Source organism: Butyricimonas paravirosa (assembly GCF_032878955.1).
Lineage (GTDB): Bacteria > Bacteroidota > Bacteroidia > Bacteroidales > Marinifilaceae > Butyricimonas > Butyricimonas paravirosa.
Map to the genome: position 1 here is coordinate 3937958 of NZ_CP043839.1, position 16364 is coordinate 3954321.

Annotated in this window: 11 protein-coding genes; all 11 read left to right on the forward strand. The window is 43.7% G+C overall.

The annotated features are described in order from the left end of the window. Positions 1-21 precede the first annotated feature (21 nt). Positions 22-2316: a Gldg family protein gene (locus F1644_RS16015; RefSeq protein WP_118305503.1), complete on the forward strand. Its 2295-nt coding sequence runs from the start codon at positions 22-24 to the stop codon at positions 2314-2316. Positions 2317-2842: 526 nt separating this feature from the next. Further along, complete coding sequence (locus F1644_RS16020) at positions 2843-4921, forward strand: alpha-L-fucosidase (RefSeq protein ID WP_118305504.1); 2079 nt, start codon at positions 2843-2845, stop codon at positions 4919-4921. Positions 4922-4934: 13 nt separating this feature from the next. Beyond that, positions 4935-5255, forward strand: a complete 321-nt coding sequence (locus F1644_RS16025) for a 50S ribosome-binding protein YggL (protein ID WP_118305505.1) — start codon at positions 4935-4937, stop codon at positions 5253-5255. Between the two features lie 213 nt (positions 5256-5468). After that, a complete protein-coding gene (locus F1644_RS16030; RefSeq protein ID WP_118305506.1) occupies positions 5469-7505 on the forward strand; it encodes a M13 family metallopeptidase in 2037 nt (678 codons plus the stop codon). A gap of 361 nt (positions 7506-7866) precedes the next feature. Beyond that, positions 7867-8607 carry a DUF169 domain-containing protein gene (locus tag F1644_RS16035; RefSeq protein WP_118305507.1) on the forward strand — a complete coding sequence of 247 codons (741 nt, stop codon included), beginning with the start codon at positions 7867-7869 and terminating at the stop codon, positions 8605-8607. Further along, positions 8580-8933 (forward strand): hypothetical protein, encoded by a 354-nt coding sequence (locus F1644_RS16040; RefSeq protein ID WP_273492705.1) that lies wholly within the window; start codon positions 8580-8582, stop codon positions 8931-8933. The genes F1644_RS16035 and F1644_RS16040 overlap by 28 nt, the downstream gene beginning before the upstream one ends. Before the next feature lie 2 nt (positions 8934-8935). Further along, complete coding sequence (locus F1644_RS16045; RefSeq protein ID WP_118305509.1) at positions 8936-9610, forward strand: ATP-binding cassette domain-containing protein; 675 nt, start codon at positions 8936-8938, stop codon at positions 9608-9610. Beyond that, a complete protein-coding gene (locus F1644_RS16050) occupies positions 9591-10901 on the forward strand; it encodes a MutS-related protein (protein WP_158572063.1) in 1311 nt (436 codons plus the stop codon). Before F1644_RS16045 ends, F1644_RS16050 begins: the two co-directional genes overlap by 20 nt. A 102-nt stretch (positions 10902-11003) precedes the next feature. After that, entirely contained in the window at positions 11004-11600 is a 597-nt protein-coding gene (locus tag F1644_RS16055) for an RNA polymerase sigma factor (RefSeq protein WP_118305511.1), read from the forward strand. A gap of 64 nt (positions 11601-11664) precedes the next feature. Then, on the forward strand, positions 11665-12786 hold the full coding sequence (locus tag F1644_RS16060) for a FecR family protein (RefSeq protein WP_118305512.1): 1122 nt from the start codon (positions 11665-11667) through the stop codon (positions 12784-12786). 82 nt (positions 12787-12868) lie between these two features. After that, the gene (locus F1644_RS16065; RefSeq protein WP_118305513.1) at positions 12869-16363 is read left to right on the forward strand and encodes a SusC/RagA family TonB-linked outer membrane protein; all 3495 of its coding nucleotides are present in this window, start codon (positions 12869-12871) and stop codon (positions 16361-16363) included. The last annotated feature ends 1 nt before the right edge of the window (position 16364 follow it).

Consider the following 16364-nt stretch of genomic DNA (forward strand, 5'->3'; position numbering starts at 1 on the left):
TGACTAAAAACAGATAACGAGATGAAGACAATATATAAAATAGCCCGCACGGAGTTACAAACCTTGTTTTACTCTCCGATCGCGTGGTTGATTCTGGTGATATTCACCTTTCAAGCGAGTATGGCGTTCACGAACGGCTTGGCGGGTAACGTGAGAAGTCAGGAATTGGGGTACGGGCTTTACAACGTGACGATGGGCGTCTTTGCCGGATGGCGGGGGATGTTTATCGCGATGCAACAATACTTGTATCTTTATATTCCGTTGTTGACCATGGGGTTGATGAGCCGGGAATTGAGTAGCGGATCGATCAAGTTGCTGTACTCTTCCCCGGTTACCAATACGCAGATTATTTTGGGAAAATATCTTTCTATGATGATCTATAACTTGGTGTTGATGTGTATTCTGGCCGTGTACCTTGTATTTGCCGCTATTACTATAAAATCGGCAGATGTTCCCTTGATACTTTCCGGTATGCTCGGGCTTTACTTGCTCGTGTGCGCGTACGCCGCGATCGGGTTATTCATGTCGAGCATTACTTCCTATCAGGTCGTGGCAGCCATGGGAACCTTGGCGGTGTTGGCGGTGCTGAACTTCGTGGGGGATATGTGGCAGGATATTGATTTCGTGCGTGATATAACGTATTGGCTGGCGATTAACGGTCGGGCGCAGGAGTTTATTAACGGTTTGATTTGTAGCGAGGATGTACTCTACTTTGTGATCGTGGTGGCGTTGTTTCTTTTCCTTTCAATTATCCGCTTGCAGTCCCGGAGGCAGAAGACGACGTGGATGACGACCGTCGGGAAATACGGGAGTGTTATCGTGATCGCGATGTTGTTGGGATATATGACTTCCCGGCCGAAGCTGATGTGTTTTTATGACACGACAGCCACGAAACAACGGACGCTGACTCCTAATAGTCAGAATATCGTGGCCCGGATGGACGGGGGCTTGACGATGACGACTTTCGTGAATATCTTGGAGGAGAACTATTGGGCCGGATTGCCCCGTAGCGTGAACGATGATCTGCGACGTTTCAAGATGTACACCCGCTTTAAGCCGGAAATTAAAATGAAATACGTCTATTATTACGATAAGGCGAAGAATCCGGAACTGGATAAGGCTTATCCCAATTTGTCCGACCGGGAGCGAATGTTGAAACGTGCTGAAATCTGGAATTTGGATTCCAATATGTTTATGCGCCCGGAAGAGGTGAGAAAGATAGCTGATCTCGGACCGGAAGGGAATCGTTTCGTACGGTTGCTGGAACGGGACAACGGGGAGAAGACATTCTTGCGGATATTCGATGACATTCAGCGTTTTCCCTTCGAGACGGAAATCTCTGCCGCCTTCAAGCGGTTGGTGATGGAATTGCCTCTTGTCGGTTTCGTGAAAGGGCACGGGGAAAGGGATTGTATTCGGGAAGGAGACCGGGACTACAATCGTTTCGCTCAAGATAAACTGTTCCGCTATTCTTTGGTTAATCAAGGTTTTGACTTTACAGAAGTGACATTGGATAAGCCGATCCCGGAACAGGTGGATATTATCGTGATTGCGGACATGAGAAACCCGATGACGGCGGATGAACGAGCAAATTTGGATGCTTATATCGCCCGCGGAGGGAATCTGTTGATCGCCGGGGAACCTCGTCGTCAGGAGTTTATGAACCCGTTGGTGGAATCTTTCGGAGTGCGGTTTATGCCGGGGCGCTTGGTGAAGAAGAGCGAGCATTTCCAGCCCGATTTTATTATCGCCACGCCGACCAAGGAGGCCGGAGAGTTTTCCTATATCTTCAACCAGATGATTCGTCGGGAATACGTGGTGACCATGCCGGGTACGACAGGGTTGGAGTGTTTCGCGGATAAAGGATTTTCTATCACGCCTTTATTCGTGAGCGACACGATCGGCAGTTGGAATGAATTGGAAACGGTTGATTTCTTAGATGATACGGTTTCTCTTAATCCTTCGATAGGAGAAGTTGAGCGTTCGTATGTCACGGCTTTGGCGATGTCCCGTCCGATGGGAGGGAAAGAACAACGCATTATTATCTTGGGTGATGCGGATTGCCTGAGTAACGGGGAAATCAGTATCGGGCGTAAGGATGTTGCTGCAGCAAACTACTCTTTAATATCCGGTTCTTTCTTCTGGTTATCCAATGAAGAGGTACCGATTGACGTGCGCCGTCCTACCCCGCCTGATAATAAAGTGTACGTGAGCATGGATTGGATGTATTTCTGGAAAGTGGTACTCATGGGTGTTTGGCCCGGTCTGTTAGCTTTCTGGGCGATCTTTATATGGATTAGGAGACGAGGGCGATAAATAGAAGTGAAAATTTAGTGGGGATATCCAAAAAGTCATTTTTTAACTCCCTCCCCCCTTCGGGGTATTGAGCCTGCAAGCAGTCTCGAATCGGCTCTCGCTCGACAGACAACGAGTAAACTCTCTGTCTGTTCTCGCTTACTCGCCGATTTCCCTCTATAAACAGAGGGAGAGCTGAAATGCTCTCTGTATTCGGGGATAGTCACCAGCTCCTCCTCTGTTCTCCCTCCCCATCCCCCCTTCGGGGTACTTCCCCTCAGGCAGGGGAAGAAAGAGGTGGCACGAAGTGACGGAGGAGTTTTTTGAAATAAAATGACTTTTTGGGCAACCCCGTGAGTTTTCCTGTTGTGTTGGGATATCCCGGTTCTTTCCGGGGTATCCCTTAATTTTTTACTATTAATTTTATGTCATAAATTGAGTCGGATCGTGAATAATTTGTAGGTTAATGGGCTTTAAAAACATCAATAAATGCTATATTTACGACCTCTATTTTGTGTAAAGTGTTTAAATTGTAAAAGTGTTTATTATGTTATTACGCGGATGTTTAGTTATTTTGTTGTTAGGCGTGCAATTCGCTTTTGGACAACAGAAACCCAATCCGGATTGGGTGAATCAGAAGTTTTCCATGTTTATTCACTGGGGATTGTATTCGGAGCTGGGGGGAGTTTGGAAGGGACAACCGGTTCGTTCCGGGTATAGTGAGCAGATACAGTCTTTTGCCAAGATCCCGAAGGCGGAGTACGAGGCGGTGGCGAAAGAATTTGATCCGGAGAAATGGAATGCCGATTCCGTGGTGGCTTTGGCAAAGGCGGCGGGGATGAAATCCATCGTGTTCACGTCGAAACATCATGACGGTTTTTGTATGTATCATTCCAAATACACGAAGTATAATATCGTGGATGCAACCCCTTTCAAGCGGGACGTGATGAAAGAATTGTCGGATGCTTGCCGCCGGCAGGGGGTGAAGTTTGCGGTTTATTATTCGTTGATTGATTGGAATTTCCCCGGAAATGGCATTACCCCTCATAATGCGGATGCCATCTCGAAGGAACACCATGCGTTCAGTATGCACCAAGTGGAAGAGATCATGACGAATTACGGTCCGATTTCTGAAATTTGGTTTGACATGGGGTCTTTGAGCAGGCAACAGAGTAAAGAGTTGTATGACCTTGTGAGTCGTCTGCAACCGCAGTGTATGGTGAGTGGGCGTTTGGGAAATGACCGGGGTGACTTTGCCGTGATGGCGGATAATGCTTATCCGGATTACAAGATTGGAGTGCCTTGGCAGACACCGGCCTCGTTTTTCGACGAGACATGGAGTTATCGCTCTTGGCAGGAACGGGGGAGTCTGGATAAAAAGATTGATGAGAAGTTACGTAGTTTAGTGAAGGTGGTAAGCCGTGGCGGTAACTTTTTACTGAACATTGGTCCGAGAGGGGATGGTTCCGTGGTAGAATTCGAACGGGATGCTTTATTAGCAATGGGGAAATGGATGAAACGTTACGGAGAAGGAATTTATAATACGACAGCTAATCCTTTTGATCATGCAGTTAAATGGGGGGACATTACTTGTAAGGGGAGTAATCTCTACTTGTTTGTTGAGAAGATCCCGGCTAACCGGGAGATTATTTTGAACGGGTTGATCGGGAAAGCGAAAAAAGCAAGTTTGTTAGTTGACGGGAAGGCCTTGAACTTGAAACAGGATGGGCAATCCGTGTCGGTAAATATTCCCGGGGATGTGAAACCGGATCGGGGCATGATCGTGGTGAAACTGGAATTTGCCGGAGCCTTCCGGGTTGTTCCCGACCAGATACTTGAAACGAGTGAATTGTCGGCTGTGAATGCAATTCCCGTGTATGCTTATTCCAGTATGGATTATTATTCCAGTTTCCGGAGTACGGTTGGGTTTAGCTGGCATTTCAGAAAATCCGGAAAGACCATTACCCCGATAATTGTTTACACGGCTGGAGAGCAGGGAAAAGAACTCCGTTTGGTCATTGACGGGAAAGAGCAGGATGTGACTTTGGTTGGCGGGGAGGTACAAAAGTTGAATAACCACCCGGAGGGGATCACGTGGGGTAAGGTGTATATGTTCGATCCTCAAGAGAAACGCTTTAATGGTACGATTCTTGATCCGAAAGTAAATACGGTAGCTTGGCGTTTGTGGGATGATTTTAAACCGGGAAAAGCCTTAAATATCCCAATGCAGGAGAAACAGTCGGTGCATATATTACACGAATTAACGAGTGATCGGGAGCAGGATGTACTGGTTGAATTAGGGGTTGCTGACGGGGTGCAGGTAGCCTTGAATGGTAAGGATGTATTGTTGCGTACGTATGTTGGCGGAATACCCCGGACAAATGAGGTGATAAAACTACATTTGAAGAAGGGAAATAATCAGTTGGTCGTGAAGTTACACAATCGTTACGGGATAGAAGTAACCTATTTGATGAATCCGAACGTGAAACAAGAAGAGTATAAACTTCGTTTGAAATCAATGAAGCTTTACTCCGGGGAAATTCATGATTGCAGTCTTGGAATGGCTCATCCTGCCAACAAGAATAGCGATATGGGATTACGGGATATACGAGTAGAATTAGAATAATAAAATATAGAATATGAAAAAGAGATTACGTAAGAAATTACATAGAGGAGAGTTCCGGGAACTGGGATTTTCTTTTGATGCCAAATTCAAGGCAGATACGGAAATGCAAGTGGTTGAAGCATGGTTGCAGGAGTTAGCAAGCTTGTTGAATTCTCATTCTTTGGAAATGGGGGGAGGTTGGAATTCTAATGTTTGTGGGGGATTCATTACCCGTGAACGGGGTAGTGTTACTCCGGAAGAACAGGACATCGTGCGGAAATGGTTTGATGAACACGGGCAGAATTTGGAATCCATTACTGTCGGAGAGTTGAAAGATGCCTGGTACGGGTGGTAAAAAAACACCGATCAGTTTTCATTTCATTGTAAAATATTATATTTTTGTCTGCGCTTGGGGCTGTATTTACAGCCCCAAGTTTGTAAGGTTCTCGTGGGTTGTTTATGCTCAACTTCTTTTCAGGGTTAACATGAATCGTGTATGTGATTTTATTGGTTGAAAGAACTTTACGGGTATTTTCCGTTATGGCGAGATGACTAGAAAACTGATTATATGAGAACAAAATTTTATTTACCTTTTATTGCTTTAGCATTGATAGCTACAAGTTGCAATAGTAAAAAAGAGGCGACCCAGGAAAGTGGAATCCGCCTTACGAATCTGGATCAGACGATTAATCCGAGAAATGATTTTTACCAGTATGCCTGTGGAGGTTGGATGAAAGCTAACCCGCTCACGGATGAGTATTCAAGTTTCGGTTCATTCGATCAATTGGCCGAAAATAATCGTACCCAGATCAAAGGATTGATCGAGGAACTGGCTAAAAAACAATCTCAGCCGGGCAGTATCACCCAGAAAATCGGGGATTTGTATAATATCGCCATGGATAGTGCTAAGTTGAATGCGGACGGGGTTGCCCCGATTAAAGAATACTTGGATAAATTGGCGTCAATCAAAGATAGAAATGGTTTATCTCAGGAGATAGCAACTATGCACCGGGATGGTTTCGGACCTTTCTTCGGTTTGTACGTGGGGGCTGACGACATGAACAGTTCTATGAACATAGCCCAGTTGTATCAAGGAGGTTTAAGCTTGGGGGAACGTGAATATTATTTGGATGGTGATGACCATACGAAGGAAATTCGCACGAAGTTTGAAGAACACGTGGACAAGATGTTCCAATTGGCCGGGTTTACCGCGGAAGAAGCTCAAAAAGCTGCAAAGAATGTGATGAAGGTTGAGACTCGTTTGGCTGAAGCTTCTAAGTCTGCCGTGGAATTGCGTGACCCGTACGCGAATTACAATAAAATTACAGTGGCACAATTGAAGAAAGAAGTTCCGTCAATAGATTGGGATGCTTATTTCACGACGATCGGGTTGAAAGATTTGCAGGATGTGAACGTGGGACAAATGGATGAGATCAAAACGGTTGCCGATTTATTGAAAAAAGAAGATTTGGATGTGTTGAAGGCTTATTTACAGTGGAATGTGATTAATACGGCATCTTCTTATTTGAGTGATAACTTTGTTGCACAGAACTTTGATTTTTATGGAAGAACTCTTTCCGGAACGAAAGAAATGCAACCTCGATGGAAACGTGCTGTTAGCGCTGTGAATGGTGTGCTGGGAGAGGCCGTCGGACAAATGTATACCGAAAAATATTTCCCTGCTGCGGCTAAAGAGCGTATGATTAAGTTGGTTGGAAACTTGCAGAAAGCTTTAGGAGAACGGATTCAAGGATTGGAATGGATGAGTGAAGAGACGAAAGCGAAAGCTTTGGAAAAATTGGCCGCCTTCCATGTAAAAGTGGGTTATCCTGATAAATGGAGAGATTATTCCAGTCTGGAAATAAAGAATGATTCTTACTGGGCGAATATTATTCGTTCCAATCATTTCGATCATGATAAAATGATTGCCAAGGCAGGTAAACCGGTCGATAAGGACGAATGGTTGATGACCCCGCAAACTGTAAATGCTTATTATAATCCGACGACGAACGAAATTTGTTTCCCGGCAGCTATTCTTCAATACCCGTTCTTTGACATGAATGCGGATGATGCTTGTAATTATGGTGCTATTGGAGTTGTTATCGGTCACGAAATGACTCATGGTTTTGATGATCAAGGGCGTCAATATGATAAGGATGGAAACTTGAAAGACTGGTGGACTCCGGAGGATGCCAAGAACTTCAAGGAAAGAGCCCAAGTGTTAGTAGACTATTTTGGAAATATCGAGGTGTTACCGGGCTTGAAAGCGAATGGAGAACTGACATTAGGTGAAAATATTGCTGACCACGGTGGTTTGCAGGTGTCATTCTTGGCATTACAGAAAGCGATGGCTGAAAACCCGCTTGGAAAAGACGAGCATGGTTTCACCCCGGAACAACGTTTCTTCTTGTCATACGCTAATGTTTGGGCAGATAACACCCGTGATGAACAAATCCGTTTGCAAACGAAATCCGATCCTCACTCTTTGGGACGGTGGCGCGTGAATGCAGCACTTCCTCACATCAGTATGTGGTATGACGCGTTTGGCGTGAAAGAAGGTGATGCTTTGTATTTGCCGGTTGAAAAGAGAGCTTCTATTTGGTAATAGGTTAGTTTTTATGATATTGATTCCCCGGGTTGGCCATGCTGATCCGGGGAATGTTTTATAGGGGTATCTCGCCTGTATTACAGTATACTTGCGTCGGTGTCTCGTTAGTAGGTTAACGATAGGTTAACGAAAGGTCAACGATAGGTTAACGGTGTGGACTATCAATTTATGGGCGATATTTTCTTCATACATCATGTATATATACAGGAGACATCAAGGAGAGTACGGTGAGATTACTAAGCGTGTCTAAAGAAGGTATAAATCGGGAAGGGGCTAGGAACTAGGATTGTTACCTGCATAGATTTGTTTTTAACCAAAAAATAATTTATATTTGCTTGATACTAAAATTAAAAGGGTTATGGACATAGTTAAGCGAGATCAGTTTATTGCTCTTTGGAAGAAATATTTCAATGATGCGGAACTTCCTGTTGCATTTTATTATTCAAAGGAAAATAATAACGCCACGATCGTGAAGAAGGCGATGGGGCATACTTGTATTATAGCCCAGCTTGGGCGGGTTCGTAAAGGTGAATCGCTTTGTTTCTTACCGGATTCAGTGGGATGTGGCGGGGGAAAGTTTTACCTGGGATTCAGTAAAAGTATGAGGGAGGGATTCGAATATTTCCTGTCTCACGGGGAAAACACGCCTCACTGCGAGCGCTATAAACGAACCCCGGAACAGGTGAATGCTTTTTTGAAAACAGTCCATGAACTTCCGAGAAAAGGCGATTGCCTAGTGTTTAAACGTTGGGATCACTTGACGGAGCAAGACGAGCCGGAGGCTGTGTTTTTCTTTGCCCCGGCGGATGTTATCTCGGGTCTTTTCACGTTAGCCGGTTTTGACAGTTCGAAACAGGAGGCGGTAATCTCTCCTTTCGGGGCCGGCTGTACTTCTATTATTTACTATCCTTACCGGGAACAAATAGAGGGTACGAAAAGAGCGGTGCTTGGGATGTTCGACCCGTCGGCAAGGTTATGTACGGGTAGTAATCTATTGTCTTTTGCCGTGCCGATCTCGAAATTCATGGAGATGATTGACCAGATGGAGGAGAGTTTCCTGATCACGAATACGTGGAAGATGATGCAAAAACGGATGTGATGGACGTGAAACGGGGAGCCCGGTTATGCGTCTCGTTTTACGAGATGTTCGCGGCTTCCGCTCTTGCCGTGTCCTTTGCCTGCGGGCTGATTATGTTCATTTACCGGATGAAATCACCGGCCGTGGTGGCGGTGATCGTTGTGGCTACCTTTTGGTTCAAGGTAGCCACGATGGTATTCATCCGGTTTACTACAAAACGGAAATCAGGACGTTTTTTCTATTATTACAAGAACGTGGGGATGTCGATCCGGTGGCTTTGGGGTATGGCTTTGGTGTTTGATTTCCTGACGTACGTGGTCTGTATGTTAATCGCTTATCAATTGTAATCATGCATACGCTTGATGTAAGTAATCTCCACCTGGAATACGGGTTTAAGCGTGTCCTGTGGGATACTTGCCTGCACTGTGAAACGGGGCAGGTCGTCGGTATCCTTGGCCGGAACGGGGGTGGGAAAAGTTGTCTGATGCAAGTTATTTACGGGGAGTTGAGGTTGAAGGATCAATACGTGGCTATCGACGGAAGGGCCTTGTTGACGAGGGAAAGGCACCCGGAGGATATGCGTTATCTTTTGCAACAGAGTTTCGTGCTACCGGGTTTGTCTGTAAAACAGGTGTTTGATGATTTCGGGGTGGCGTTCGAGAGTTTCGTGGAGGACTTTCCCGATTTTGTAGGGACAGCCCGAAAGCGGATGAAGACTTTTTCCACGGGGGAGCGAAGGATGATTGAGGTGTACGCGGTTCTGGCCTCGGATTCGAAATTTTGTTTGTTGGATGAGCCGTTCTCTTTTATGATGCCCCTGCACGTGCAGAAAATGAAAGAGGTGATCCGGCGGGAAAAGAAACGGAAAGGGATTGTAATTACCAATCACTATTTCGATGACGTGATAGATATTAGTGACGAGTTATTTATATTGAGAAGTGGTAAGACCTGGCGGGTCAATGGACGTGAGGATCTCGAATTGTTAGGATATATAAGGAATGCAGATGGAATTCAAGATAGATGAACAGACGTTGAACGATCTGGAGTTGTTTAATCAGGCTTTGGACGGGAAAAGTATTTTCTCTTGTTTCAATACCGCTTGTTCTGACGGGGGTAAGGCTTGTGTAAGAAAGATGTTAGAAAGGCCGTTGACAGATGTCAATAAAATCCGGGCTCGAGTAGAGGCGATTCGCTATCTGGGGCAATTGCCGTTCTTTTTGGATATTCGTCGGGAAGAATTGAGTTTTATCGAGGTTTACCTGCAACAGGAGGATGTGCCTCAACGCAATGTGTATCATTTAACGAGTCGGGCGGTGAAAGGATGGTTGAAACCGGATAACGATTGTTATCTGCGCCAACGTGCAGTCCCGTATCTTGGGCGGCTTATCCGTGAGTTGGGGACTTTTATGGACGAGTTGCCAGCGGGGAGAGTGCCGGAGATGGTAAGGGATATGCAACAGAGGGTGAAAGAAACGCTTGCCCGTGAAGGGATGCAATACTTGGTGAATCAGAAAAAAGATTCTTTTTGGACACGAGAAAGCCTGGATCTTTATTTTCGGGGGAAAGAACTTGATGGGGTTCGTGTTGTGCTGGATACCTTGTATATGCTGGATGCTTTACGATCGTTGGGGATTATGACTAAAGGGGAGGAGTTGACGTTTCCGATTTTCACGGAAAGTGGGAGAACGGTGAGGATCGAGGGATTGTATCACTTGTTTTTGAAAAATCCGGTGAAGAATGATGTTTTGCTTGACGAACGGCAGCATCTATGTTTCCTGACAGGGCCGAATATGGCGGGGAAATCAACTTGCATGAAGGCTTTCGGGGTGGCGGTTTATCTGGCTCATTGCGGCTTTCCCGTACCGGCAGATCGGATGGAATTGTCCGTGTTTAAAGGGTTATTTACCACGATTAATTTGTCGGATAATCTGTCATTGGGATACAGTCATTATTATAATGAGGTTGCCCGGGTAAAATATATCGTGGAACAGGTGCGGGATTTACAGGAAGTGGTGGTGGTTTTTGATGAACTATTCCGGGGAACTAACGTGAAGGATGCGTATGATGCCTCTTGTGCGGTAATTGGTGGATTGGCCCAGTTGGAATATGGGGTGTTTATGATTTCCACGCATATTGTCGAGGTGGCGGAATTTTTGAAACCGTTTCCTTCGGTATGTTTCCGTTTCTTTGAAATAGACATGACAACGGAAGAACCCCGTTACACCTATCGTTTGCGGGAAGGAGTTTCCGACGAACGGATCGGGATGTATATTTTGAAGAAAGCGGGGGTGGTGGATTTGATAGAAAAAATGTGATAGTAATTTATAATGTAGGAGAGGGTAATAATTATTTGAGACTTTTGTTTATATTTGTCAATACACGATGTCGGTTTGGCTGTGAAAGAAAAAATAGATTTTATGTCTATTGTTGTGTGCAATCGTTTTGACTCAAATGAAATAGATACGATGACTGAAGTTCATAATTTGCAAAACTTATTAGTTCGCATTGCTGCTGGAGATACCGTGGCTTATGACCAATTGTTTCGTAAATATTATGCATCGATGGTGTTGTATGCTGATCGGATGCTTAAAAGTAAGTCCGAGAGTGAAGATTTGGTGGTTGATTTATTTTGTTCTTTGTGGAATAAGCGATCACAGTTATATGAGGTGAAATCAGAACAAGGGTATATTTTTACGTTGTTGCGTAACAAAGTGATAGATTTGCTTCGCTATAAGAAACGATTCCAACAAGAAGAACTGATGGATTTCGTTTCAGAAGAATCTATTGAGGAGACTATTTTTGAGGTGGAGTTATATGTGCAATTGAGAGAGGCCATTGAGAATCTTCCTAAAAAATGTGCAGAGGTATTACGTTTGAAGATGGAAGGACTTGATGATCATGAGATCGCAAAACGACTTGGTATCCAGTATGAAACCGTACGTAGCCACACGAAACGGGGTGTGGTGTTACTGCGTGAAAAATTTGATAAAACTTTCCTTTTGTTGTTTTTTTGAAAAAAAATGACTTTTTTTTAACCAGATGGGGATATTGTTTCGTCTTTAGGTAAAAGAGTCACCTATGGATATAAAACAAATTATACTAAAAGCGATTTACGGAAAACTTTCTGATGACGAGAGGAGGAAATTGGAGGTTTGGCTTGGGGAGGCGGGGAATAGAGGCCTTTATGAACGGATTCGGGGCCATTTGGAGAGTCGGGATGCTGTACAATTTTTGGCAGAGGTTGATGTTGAGAGGGCGTTGGGACGAATTAGGCGTAGAAGACGTAAAGCGATTGTTACGATTTCTTCGCTTGTGGCGGGAATTGCTGCTGTCGTGCTGGTTACGGTTCTTTTGTGGCCGGTTGTACAGACTGTTCCTGTAAAAGTGGAATCTCAATCTCACGGTGCAACAATTGTTTTAAGTAACGGGGAAGAGGTGCGGTTAGGTGATACGGTTTTGAATCATCGTTTGAGAGAGGCAAATATTGACGTGGCTAATGGTGAGATTAAAGTTCAAGCTACAAATGTAGAAACGAAGGTTGAGAGCAAAGTGATTGCTTATAATACATTGAAGGTTCCTCATGGTGAAAGTTATTCCATTACTCTTGCTGATGGTACGCGGGTTTGGGTAAATGCATTGTCTAGTCTGAAGTTTCCATCATCATTTGAAGGTTCCGCTGAACGCATCGTTGAACTTGTTGGGGAGGGCTTTTTTGAAGTAGCCCGTGATACGGTACATCCTTTTCGGGTGAAAACGGTGAATCAAACAATTGTTGTGACAGGAACTGCATTCAACGTGGAAGCCTATGTTGGAGAAGTGAGCCGAACGACCCTCTGTCAAGGGCAAGTGATTGTTGAAGCCTCTGTGGGAAAACCTGTGTTTTTGAGTCCCGGACAGCAATTGTCCGTTGATAAACAAGGAGAGGTCGTGGTTGCGGAAGTAAATACTGACGTTTATACATCATGGATCAGAGGCGAGTATTATTTCGATAATCAAACTCTTGATCAAGTTTTGTTAGAGCTAGGAAAATGGTTCGAAATCAAGGAGGTGATATTCTTTGATCCGGCTCTTGAACGGCAATTATTTAGCGGGAAATTTAAGAAATCTGATGGTCTCGAGACTATTCTAAAAGTGATCGAGCGTGGAGTTGGAGCGGAAATTAATTGCTCTAACGGTCAGATTAGAATTGGAAAAAAATAAAAAGAGGGAAATGTAGATCGAAACTTTGGCCGGTCACGATCAGACTTTTCCCTACAATTTACCTAATAATACCTGTAAAATTATGGAAAAAAATCAACATGGACGAGCAAATCTCTGTAAAAAATTTCAGAGAATGGTTGTACGTCGTTTTTTGTACGCTTCGGCGATTTGTATGATCTTGATGGTGATGTCGTTTACATCGGCTTCAGGACAGAAGATTGAAAGCTTTTCTGTGCGTAACAGCACTTTGAAGGAGGCTTTGAAACAATTGGAAAAGCAAGTTGACATGGGTTTCTTCTACGAGTCTCGGGAGGTGGAAGAGGTGCGGGGAATTACGTTGTCCATACGTAATGTAACTTTAGAAGAGATTCTACAAAAGTTACTTTTAGGGTCGGGATTCACCTATGAAATTGTTGATAAGAACGTGATTATTACCCGGGTGAAAAATGTCGTGGTGGAAAAGTCTCAAGTCCAAACGATAAAAATTACGGTGCGAGATGAGGAAACCGGAGAACCGATGATTGGGGCAACTGCCGTGATTCGAGGAACGACACAAGGGGCCGCAACAGATGTGAATGGTGTGGTTGAATTAAAGAATGTTCCCTTGAATGTGATGGTTGACGTGAAATTTATCGGGAAAACAACTGTTGAAGTGAAAGTTGTAAAGGGGAAAACGGAGTATTCGGTGTCATTAAAAGATGAATCGATAAAAGTGGATGAGGTTGTTGTTACGACAGGTTATCAAACGATTGAACGCGGACGGGCTACGGGATCATTTGATGTGGTGAAATCAAAAGATTTGCAGATGGTCGTGTCTAACGATGTTGTCGATAAGCTGGAGGGTGTGGTACCCGGATTGGCCTTGGATGGAGAAGGGAATATGATTATTCGAGGGCAGGCGACAATTTATGCTGAAACGAAACCATTGGTTGTTGTGGATGGTTTCCCGATGGAGTATGGGACGTATAATATTAATCCTAATGATATAGAACAGATTTCGGTGCTGAAGGATGCTGCTGCGGCTTCTATATGGGGAGTGCGGGCTGCTAATGGCGTCATTGTAATTACGACGAAAAAGGGAAAGAAAAATCAGAAGGTTTCGGTATCTTATAATGGCAGCGTGAAAGTGGGGTCTCGTTTTGATGTCTCTTCTTTGGGATATTTGAATTCCGTACAACAAGTAGAATGGGAACGTGAATATTATGCCAACACGAATATGATTTCTGCCATTGGAACGAGTTCTGAAACCTACTTTTCGGAAGCAGCTATGATCGAGTATCGTTATCAGAATGGTCAGATGGATGAGGGAGAGCGAAATGCGGCCTACTCGCAATTGGCTTCATATGATAACACGAAAGATATTGAAAAGTATTTTTATCGTCGGTCATTGTTGCAGACTCATAATATTATAATCACGGGAGGATCACAGACAACCACGAATTATTTTTCTGTTAATTTCGAAAATTCCTTGGGAGATTTGATTGATAATTCCTTGAATCGAGTCGGGGTGCAGTTGAACAGTACGTTTGACTTAAACGAACGTATCAAGTTATCCACGGGTTTCCGGGCAAATTATGCGGATAAAGACGCTTATACCGAAACTCCGACGAGTATTGCTCCTTATGTGAGAATTAAGGATACTAAAGGGAAGTATGTTAATGAATATTATGGCGTATCTCAGGTGTTGAAGGAGGATTTACAAGCCAAAGGATATTCTGATTGGAGTTATAATCGTCTGAAGGATCGTTCGGAGGCGGATAATAATACAAAAAGTTATAATGTCGCTGCAAATCTACAATTGGATGTAGATCTTCCCTTTGGCTTTAAATTTTCCACGAGTGGGATGTATACTATAGATCATTCGACTCAAGAGATTTTGTATGGAAAAAATAGTTATTATGCGCGTGATTTGTTTAATAAATTTACGGCTTATGATGAAACAACGAGGCAATTAACCAATTATTTGGCTGATGGTGGAATAAAGAATATAGCACATCATAATAGTTCAAGTTATACGTTTCGTAATGTGTTGAATTATAATTTTAACGGAGAGAAGTGGAGTACTTCGGCAATGGCTGGTTGTGAGTTGTTTGCCATTCGGACGAAGATGGAGTCTGATACTTATTATGGATATGACCCGCAGGGAATGACTTACAATTCCACGATGAATTTCTATGAGTTGGTAAATACCGGTGTTTATGGTTATTCTAACTCGTATCGGCAGACTCTTAGTTATGCTCCTTCTCATTCGGATACAGAAGATCGTTATTTTTCTGTATTTTTTACCGGAAATATTTCTTATGCAGAGCGATACACGTTATTTGGAAGTATTCGTTATGATAAAACAAATCTTTACGGGCGTTCCGGTAAATACCGAGATCAACCAACTTGGTCTGTGGGAGGTAAATGGGAAGTTTCGAATGAGCCTTTTTTTAAAGTACCGCTAATTGACCGGTTAGCGATAAAGTTTTCGTATGGTTTAAGTGGAAATATTGACAAAACGACATCTCCTTATCTGATTGCAGCAAATGCTCGTGATATGTTTACAGGACAAGCTACGTTGGTGATCCAGAATCCGGAAAATCCAGAATTAGGGTGGGAAAAAGTATATACTTTTAATAGTGGCGTGGATCTGGCGATGTTTGGCAATCGATTTAATCTATCTGTAGATTACTATAATCGAGAAACCCGGGACGCTTTGGGAACCTCTATTATGGATCCGACAAGTGGTTGGGCTTCGGTAAAAAAGAATACAGCTTCATTGGTGAATCGAGGACTTGATTTGAGTGTTAGTGGAGCTCCTGTTGTGAATGAGAATGTGCGTTGGAATACCACGTTGACCTTATCATATAATTATAATGAGGTTACTAAGGTGAATTCGGGGGTCAGTACGGTTAACACGATGATGAACGGCGATCCGATAAAAGGCAAGCCGGTGGATTATATTTTTGCTTATCGTTCGGGAAAGCTTAGCCCGGAAGGGGCTGTGCAGGTCATAAATGCCGCAGGTGAGACATTGGATTATGCAGCTGTGAATACCTTTGAAACGAAAGATTTTTTGTTCCCCGGGCGGACTTCTCCCAAGTACTTTGGTGCATGGAGTAATACCGTTTCATGTAGAGGATTTGAATTTGACATCATGTTTACGTATAAATTGGGGCATAAATTGCGAATGCCTTCCATTGGTAACGTGTATATTCAAGATCGAGTTTATAAAACGTATGACCAGCGTTGGCGAAAACCGGGAGATGAAGAGACGACTTGGGTGCCTCGTTCTATGTATGGGAGTAATACGGGTTTTTCTATCAGCGTGATGGAGAATATCGATCGCCAGATTGAAAAGGCAGATTTGATTCGCTTAAAATCCGTGGGGCTTTCGTATGATTTTAAACGTTTGATCAAAACAAATGTAATTTCGGATTTGAATTTGAAATTTTCCGTGGAGAACCCGTGGTTTTGGGCGGCTAATCGAGATGGATTAGATCCGGATCGTTTGGGAACGGGGGCTTACGGCGGGTCTGCATATTTGGGAGATCAACCGACTTATTACTCTTTTACTTTAAATGTTAAATTCTAAT